At 38.0% G+C, this 6,731-nt stretch carries 7 protein-coding genes; 6 read left to right on the top strand and 1 reads right to left on the bottom strand.

The genetic code is table 11. The features are described 5' to 3' along the window. Window positions 1–93: 93 nt before the first annotated feature. The gene (locus L1266_RS21690; protein WP_063529958.1) at window positions 94–822 is read right to left on the bottom strand and encodes a hypothetical protein; all 729 of its coding nucleotides are present in this window, start codon (window positions 820–822) and stop codon (window positions 94–96) included. A 159-nt stretch (window positions 823–981) separates the two neighbouring features. Here L1266_RS21690 and L1266_RS21685 point away from each other — a divergent pair, with 159 nt between their 5' ends. The 6 genes from L1266_RS21685 to L1266_RS21660 all read left to right on the top strand — a co-directional run bounded on the left by L1266_RS21685 (window position 982) and on the right by L1266_RS21660 (window position 6,586). After that, the gene (locus L1266_RS21685; RefSeq protein ID WP_063529957.1) at window positions 982–1,755 is read left to right on the top strand and encodes an excalibur calcium-binding domain-containing protein; all 774 of its coding nucleotides are present in this window, start codon (window positions 982–984) and stop codon (window positions 1,753–1,755) included. A gap of 186 nt (window positions 1,756–1,941) precedes the next feature. Continuing rightward, entirely contained in the window at window positions 1,942–2,319 is a 378-nt protein-coding gene (locus L1266_RS21680) for a hypothetical protein (RefSeq protein ID WP_055022345.1), read from the top strand. A 299-nt stretch (window positions 2,320–2,618) separates the two neighbouring features. Then, complete coding sequence (locus tag L1266_RS21675; RefSeq protein ID WP_235378329.1) at window positions 2,619–4,049, top strand: hypothetical protein; 1,431 nt, start codon at window positions 2,619–2,621, stop codon at window positions 4,047–4,049. A gap of 156 nt (window positions 4,050–4,205) precedes the next feature. Then, a complete protein-coding gene (locus L1266_RS21670; protein ID WP_199524870.1) occupies window positions 4,206–5,819 on the top strand; it encodes a hypothetical protein in 1,614 nt (537 codons plus the stop codon). Between the two features lie 166 nt (window positions 5,820–5,985). After that, window positions 5,986–6,360: a hypothetical protein gene (locus L1266_RS21665; RefSeq protein ID WP_063530267.1), complete on the top strand. Its 375-nt coding sequence runs from the start codon at window positions 5,986–5,988 to the stop codon at window positions 6,358–6,360. Between the two features lies 1 nt (window position 6,361). Beyond that, entirely contained in the window at window positions 6,362–6,586 is a 225-nt protein-coding gene (locus L1266_RS21660; RefSeq protein WP_063530268.1) for a hypothetical protein, read from the top strand. Window positions 6,587–6,731: the final 145 nt, after the last annotated feature.

Below are 6,731 nucleotides of genomic sequence, written 5' to 3'. Positions count from 1 at the left end.
AAAACGAAAGTCTTCGAATTATCGAAGTTGGATTTTGGATCTGAGAAAAAAGAAGCAGCCTAGCCGTTAAGCTAGACTGTAGAAGCCCAGTGATCAGAGCGAAGCGATGTCGCTGGGTAGTTCACTTTGAGGTTGCTCAGCTTTTCGTAGCTCTACCTCTTTTTTGATCTCAAGCTCTTTAAGCTCAACATCACGCTGGTGAGTGGCTTGAATTGCTTTTTGTTCATCGCTCTTTCTATTCTGCAGTCGCTTTTCAAGTTCATCGAATGCAACAGACATTTTCTCTTCTACTGTTTTAGCACGCAAAGACTGTATTGCTCGGTTATATTCTTCATAAGGCATTTTTACAAGAACATATGCATTTGCTACTCCATCAACATTATACAATTCACGCTTTACTCTCTGCGCACCGGCAACACTAACTTCTTCGACAATTGAATCAATAAGCATATTAATTTGAGTCTCAAGGTTTGAATCTAGAGTCTGGTTTTCATATGAACGCTCTTGGCCAGAGATAAGCTGTTTAAAGCTCTTTGCTACATCAAATTTAGCTCTGAGCTCGGCTGCTTTTAATGCAAAAGGAGGTTTGTTTGATGAACCGAATCCAACGCCAAATACACCTGTTGAGTCAGATTGTGGTACATCTAAGTACCAATCTGGAATACTATTAATGAGTTGGTCCATTTTCTCGGTTTTTTTATCAACTTGCTTTTGGTGAGCAACTTCTATCTGTTCAATTTTTTCATGAATACCGTTACTAGAACATGCTGAAACTGTTAGTACAGTGATCGCGATTAATAGGTGACGTTTTAAAGTTTTCATGCATTTCTCCAAATTTGAATTTCAAAAGTAACGATACAGGATGTTTAAAAACGCGCATTTTTGAAAAAATTTAAATTTGATAAATCAGCAGGACAGCATTTAAGATTCGTATAACCCCCAAATTTGAGAGGGTTAATGAAGAAACTAAAGGATTTTTGCATGAACAAATTCGCCATATTGTTTGGGTTGTCATTTATTTTGCCCAGTAAAGTAATCGCTGTAACTGGTGGAGGAGATCAAGGCGGCCCAGCATATGAAAGTTGGCAAGGGTTGATTATTAAAGATGAAAATCGTTGCTCTGCGTATGATAAAAAGGCGGATTATGAGTATGACCAGAATGTAGAAGATGCCATTGTTGCAAGTATGAATGGGCAAGTTTATGGACCATATACAGGTAGCTATTTTGAATCAGATTCCGAAACCGATATAGAACACATTGTTGCCACTTCTGAGGCTCATGACTCAGGCTTGTGCTCAGCTCCTGTCAGTATAAGAAAAGCCTTCGCCTCTGACTTACTGAATTTAACGCTTGCTTCACCTAAAGTTAATCGATGTAGTAAAACAGGTAAGTGCGGCTTTGATGCCGGTGAGTGGTTGCCAGAAAAAAATAAATGCTGGTTCGTAAATCGCATTGTTCAAGTTAAGCAAAAATATAAATTGAGTATAGATTTAAATGAATATCACGCATTAAGCTCTGTACTGATGAACTGTACTAGTACGGATATGGTATACCACAGCAAAGTTAAATCTTTGCAGCCTACTACTTATGATACGTCCTATCCAACTGGTGCCTTGTCAATTTATGATGATAACCAAAATGGTAAAATTAGCTGCAAAGAAGCAAGAAACCATAAAATAACGCCTGTCTATAGTGGTCACCCAGCCTATCCGTATATGAATGATCGCGATGGCGATGGAGTTGTTTGTAGATGATATTGTAGTCTAAGAAAGGCGGTATATTTTTTCAAAACACACTTGTACAGCCCTTCTTAACTAAAAGCGCGATAGAAAGAATAAATACGAGGGATAGATGATATTAGAATTTTAAAAACTCATAATGTTTAAAATTTTAAAAATTGATCGTAGAATTGAAAGATATGTGTCAGACACGTTAAACAAATGTCCCAAGATAAATACGTATCAATTACAGAAGCAGCAAGATATGCTCGAGAGAAAAAGTTATCTTCAATTAAAGAGTGGCTTGAGGCCAGTGAAGGTGATGAATTTCCAGAGTCTATGCCTAAGCGCCCACCTAATGTATATGGCTGTAAATGGTCAGAAGTTTTAGCTCCAAAAAATTCACCTGGTTGTGGTCGGTTCGTTGAGTTTCATGAAGCTTGTCGAATAGCTCGTACACTGGGTGTTGAGACGATGACACAATTTAGGGAGCTGAGTAAAGAGGGGGGTAGGCCTGCTAATATACCATCAAATCCAAACCTTCATTACAAAAGTGAATGGAAAGGTTGGGTTCATTTCTTAACTGGAAAAACTGAGTAAAGATTTCAGCTATTATTAATCTTCAATCTTTTTTGAAAACTGTATTAGCATTGTGACAGCCGAAAGCATTATATGCTTAGCATTACATCCCCTCAAAAATAATTACTACCGAAAAGACAGTGTAACTGCGAAAGGATAAATGCTCCTTAACCTTTAATGGCTATTCTGTCTCTTAAGTTACCCTTTCACTTAACAACGTTTATATATTGGTGGCACTTTTTATAAAAATCACTTTTTTTTAGGTAAATTTCATTTTCCAAGCTGCTTTAATTAATAAATTAACTTCAGTGGAGATCAAAATGATTTTGCATAGGTTTTTACTATTTCTATTTGTTTTTTCCCCCTTTGCAGCGTTATCAGGACAAGAGGTGACTGTTAATACAGTAAATACACTCTCATCTAATCAACTATTAAAAAGCAGATTTAATGAACCACTCTCTATTATTCGTATACCACCCCTTTATACGGCTGAAGGTAACGTAGCTTATGGAGAGCAAGAAGTAAGCTTTAAGCTCCATGATACTGCCCCAAATGCTGTGATTGTGAATGAGCAAAAAGTAGTTAAGGGGCAGACTATAGACTTTTTGAAAGAGGTTAATGCCGATGGGGGTTTGGATATACCAATATACCCAGCTGCCACCGGTTATACTGGTGAAGCGCATTACACTATAACAGTAAGTGTAAAAGGAGCTAGCTGCCCTGAAGATTATTTATTTTCCGATGGTATGTGCTCAAAAACGCTTATAATTGATGCTACAAACATCTGTCCTACTGGTTATGACTATTTGAAGACAGAAGATAAATGTGTCAAAGAGCTTAATGAACCGGCATTAGTTACTTGCTCAGAAGGTTCTGAGAATTTAGATGGCGTTTGCATTACATCAACTGTTACAAATCCAATCGTATCTTGCCCTGGTGTATGGTCTGAAAAGTACAAGGTGTGCTTTTCAAAGGTGCAGGATTACCCTGGGGAGGCTTATTGTGCTCATGATGAACGAGTGTATCTAATCGAAGCTACAGAGAATAAAAAGCCTAACCATGAAAGCATATGTGTTTCTCATGGCCTGCTTGATACTAATGATGCCGAGTATGAACCTTGCACAGCAGGATATACCTTACATAAGTGGGGGGAAGGTGAGTGCACTGACTCAAGAGCTTACTCTGTTGATGTGGAAACCGCGAAACCTTCGGTTGATTGGTGTGATGGAGATGGGCTTGAGTATTATGATAATCAGAATTATCTATGCATTTTTAAGAACCCATATATGTATAAAGCTAATGTCCGTTATGAGTGTGTGGTGGGCGAATACATTGATGGAAATTGCGTTAACCCTTCAAACTACCAAGAACCCAGCTATATGTGTGAGCATGGTGGAGCATATCAGGAAATTAGCTGGGATCTTGATGGAAACCCCCAGTTAAATGTGTGTGTAAATAGAGAGCAGATAGATGGAGACTCAATATACTCATGCCCTGAAAATGCGGAGCTGAACGGAAATAAATGTATTGCCATTACTGAGTCTGAACCAGCCTATAGTTGCCCTGATGATTATGTTTTTTTAGATCAATCTTGCAAGTTGACTCAGACCGCTCATAGCCAAAAAGCTTGTCCAACTGGATGGCAGTTGCATGGTGATAGCTGCATGACTGTAGAGAATCTTTCGCGCCTTAACTTTTTATGTGGGTCCGAGAACCCGCAAATCTTATATTCAGTTATAAAAATTCACTAAAGTTTCCCTGAATTATCTGTCAAAAATAGTTTTTTTTCAGGCATTTCTAAAATCCATTTCAAGTAAATTAATAAGCTCAACTTAATAGATTTTCAAATTTGGACCAAATTCAAAAAGGAATTCTATTTAGAATAACAACTTACTTTGGGTTCTAAAATGCTATTTCGTAAACTATTACTACTGGCCTTGGTATATATATCTTTCAGCACTAAAGCTGAAACCACAGTAAATGTTGAACCTGTAAACACCCTGTCTTCTAAAAGCTTACTAAGTAGTAAAGCTGATGAGCCGTTTACAATAATAAAGGTACCAACATTGTACACCTTGGACGGAAATAAGGCTTTTGGTGAACAGCAGATCACATTTAAGTTACATAGTGACGCACCAAGCTCTGTTGTTGTAAATGGAATTACTGTAACAAAAGGGCAAACTGTTCAATTTGACAAGGCTATTAACTCAGCTGGCGGACTAGATATTCCAATTTACCCAGGGGTAGTTGGATCATCAGGAGCTGCAAATTATACCATCACTCTAAGTGTCAAAGGGGCAACATGTCCTGAAGGTTACATTTTATCTGGCGGAATGTGTTACAGAACAACGACTCAACCAGCAATTAAAGTATGTCCATCAGGTTATTTGTACAGTCTCAGTTCGGGAGATTGTTCTAAAACATATACAGTAGACGCCACTAAGAATTGCCCTGCAGGTACGACGTATTCAAATGGTGTATGTATGGGTTCATCGAGCTCGCCTGCTAGCTCATCTTGCCCCGCTGGATATACGCGCTCAGGAAGTAGTTGTTATAAAGACACTCAAATTGATGCAACTAAAAATTGCCCAGTTGGTACCACGTACTCAAATGGTTTATGTCTAGGTTCATCGAGCTCGCCTGCAAGTTCATCATGCCCTGCTGGATATACGCGTTCCGGTAATAGTTGTTATAAAGATGTTCAAATTGATGCATCTAAGAGTTGCCCTTCTGGATATTCGAATACTGGTTCTGGTTGTGTGAAAAATGAATATGGTACTCCAGCGTACTCGTGTCCATCAGGTTATACATTAAATGGAACTAAGTGTGAAAGAAAAGAATATGCCTTCAAAGTATACGTATGTCCGGCAGGTCAGACTGCTTCACCGGATGTAACGTCATACCCAATGAAATATTATTGTTACTCCAACGGTGTCAGCATGGGTGAAACAACAACTAAAAGTTGCCCTGCAGGATATGTAAGCGACACAAGTCGATATCCATTCGAATGTTCGGCTACTGCATCAGTGGCATCAGTTGCCTCTTGTCCAAGTGGATATACTTCTAGTGGCTCTAACTGTGTTAAATCAACAACAGTTTCATATAATTACTCTTGTCCATCACAATACAGTTTATCAGGGTCGAAGTGTAACAAGAGAGATAATGCGAATTTAGTTTACTCATGTCCGGCTGATGGTAAATTAAATGGTACTAGCTGTGTTAGCTCCACATCTACAGCTGTGACTTACTCTTGCCCGTCACAATATAGTTTGTCAGGGTCGAAATGTAATAAGAGAGAGAATGCGAGTTTAGTTTACTCATGTCCGGCTGGTGGCTCACTAAGTGGCACTAGCTGCGTTAGCTCCACATCTACCGCTGTAACTTACTCTTGCCCAACAGATTATATTTTATCAGGGGAGCAGTGTAGTAAAACTGAAGAAGTTCCAAGTACCAATACTTGCCCTACAGGTTGGAGCCTAGAAGGGGAGGAGTGCACCAAAACCGAATCAGTTGCACCATAACGCTTTTCGCCAAGTCCAATTTTAAAAATTGGACTTGGTTTTAAAACACTTCAACCTGAAACATTTTAAAAAATAGATTAAATTTAAAATTTACTCTTTTTTCCCGCCTTTTAATTAGAAACAAGCTGTAAATTATAAGTAGTTATTCGACCTTGGTATTTTACATATGTCATTGAAAGATATTAAAAATCAAATTCAAAAGGCTTTAAATGTATTTTTAATGCCTTATCCAGAGCTAATTAAAAATGGGGTTGGGACCACTAAACAAGAAATGAATGACATTGGTTTTGCTATTTTCTCGGAGCTGAAGTCTGCAATGGATATCATTTCTGAATTAGGAAAAACACCAATCGTAGAGCCCATGAATTTAAACCAATTCACAATTCCTGCAGATGTATTTTTAAAAAATGAAGATGTAAGAAACGCAATTCTAAAAAACAATCCTGATTTCACTTTAGAATCTTTAGCTGAAATGAACGGCCTATTTATAAACCCAAAAACAGGTGATGTGTTTAAGAAACATGCTCAGCTAAGGATTTAATATGGAACTAAATTTGTCAAAAGGTTTTGCTGAAGCAGAGAAAAATTTAAAGTCTGCTCAATCATTATTGCTTGCTAAGTATGATGTCTCTTGGATATCCAACCCGGAAAAAATAGATTTAGATCGAATAACGTTAATAGATAAAGAAACTTTAACCGAAATTAATGACGCACTTGAAATGATCGCTCAAGCCAAAGATGCTCATGAATTAGAGAGGGTATTATGAAAACTCAGTTCTTAACTTGGCCCGAATTCAGATAATAAGTGCACCACTCATGGTTAAACGGTGAGAAGAGATCAACTGCCTGTTGGTGGTACTCTATCGTCGCCAAACAAACAGAAGCATTTACCATGAGTTACAAGCAGTTGAT

Origin of the sequence: Pseudoalteromonas sp. Cn5-37 (assembly GCF_021532495.1) — a bacterium.
Lineage (GTDB): Bacteria > Pseudomonadota > Gammaproteobacteria > Enterobacterales > Alteromonadaceae > Pseudoalteromonas > Pseudoalteromonas simplex.
Note: the sequence above shows the minus strand (reverse complement) of the source record. Positions and strands in the feature narration are given on the sequence as shown.

Excerpts from the sequence above, each read along its gene's own strand:
- L1266_RS21690 (WP_063529958.1), bottom strand. The coding sequence starts at position 822 with ATGAAAACTTTAAAACGTCACCTATTAATCGCGATCACTGTACTAACA.
- L1266_RS21685 (WP_063529957.1), top strand. The coding sequence starts at position 982 with ATGAACAAATTCGCCATATTGTTTGGGTTGTCATTTATTTTGCCCAGT.
- L1266_RS21680 (WP_055022345.1), top strand. The coding sequence starts at position 1,942 with ATGTCCCAAGATAAATACGTATCAATTACAGAAGCAGCAAGATATGCT.
- L1266_RS21675 (WP_235378329.1), top strand. The coding sequence starts at position 2,619 with ATGATTTTGCATAGGTTTTTACTATTTCTATTTGTTTTTTCCCCCTTT.
- L1266_RS21670 (WP_199524870.1), top strand. The coding sequence starts at position 4,206 with ATGCTATTTCGTAAACTATTACTACTGGCCTTGGTATATATATCTTTC.
- L1266_RS21665 (WP_063530267.1), top strand. The coding sequence starts at position 5,986 with ATGTCATTGAAAGATATTAAAAATCAAATTCAAAAGGCTTTAAATGTA.
- L1266_RS21660 (WP_063530268.1), top strand. The coding sequence starts at position 6,362 with ATGGAACTAAATTTGTCAAAAGGTTTTGCTGAAGCAGAGAAAAATTTA.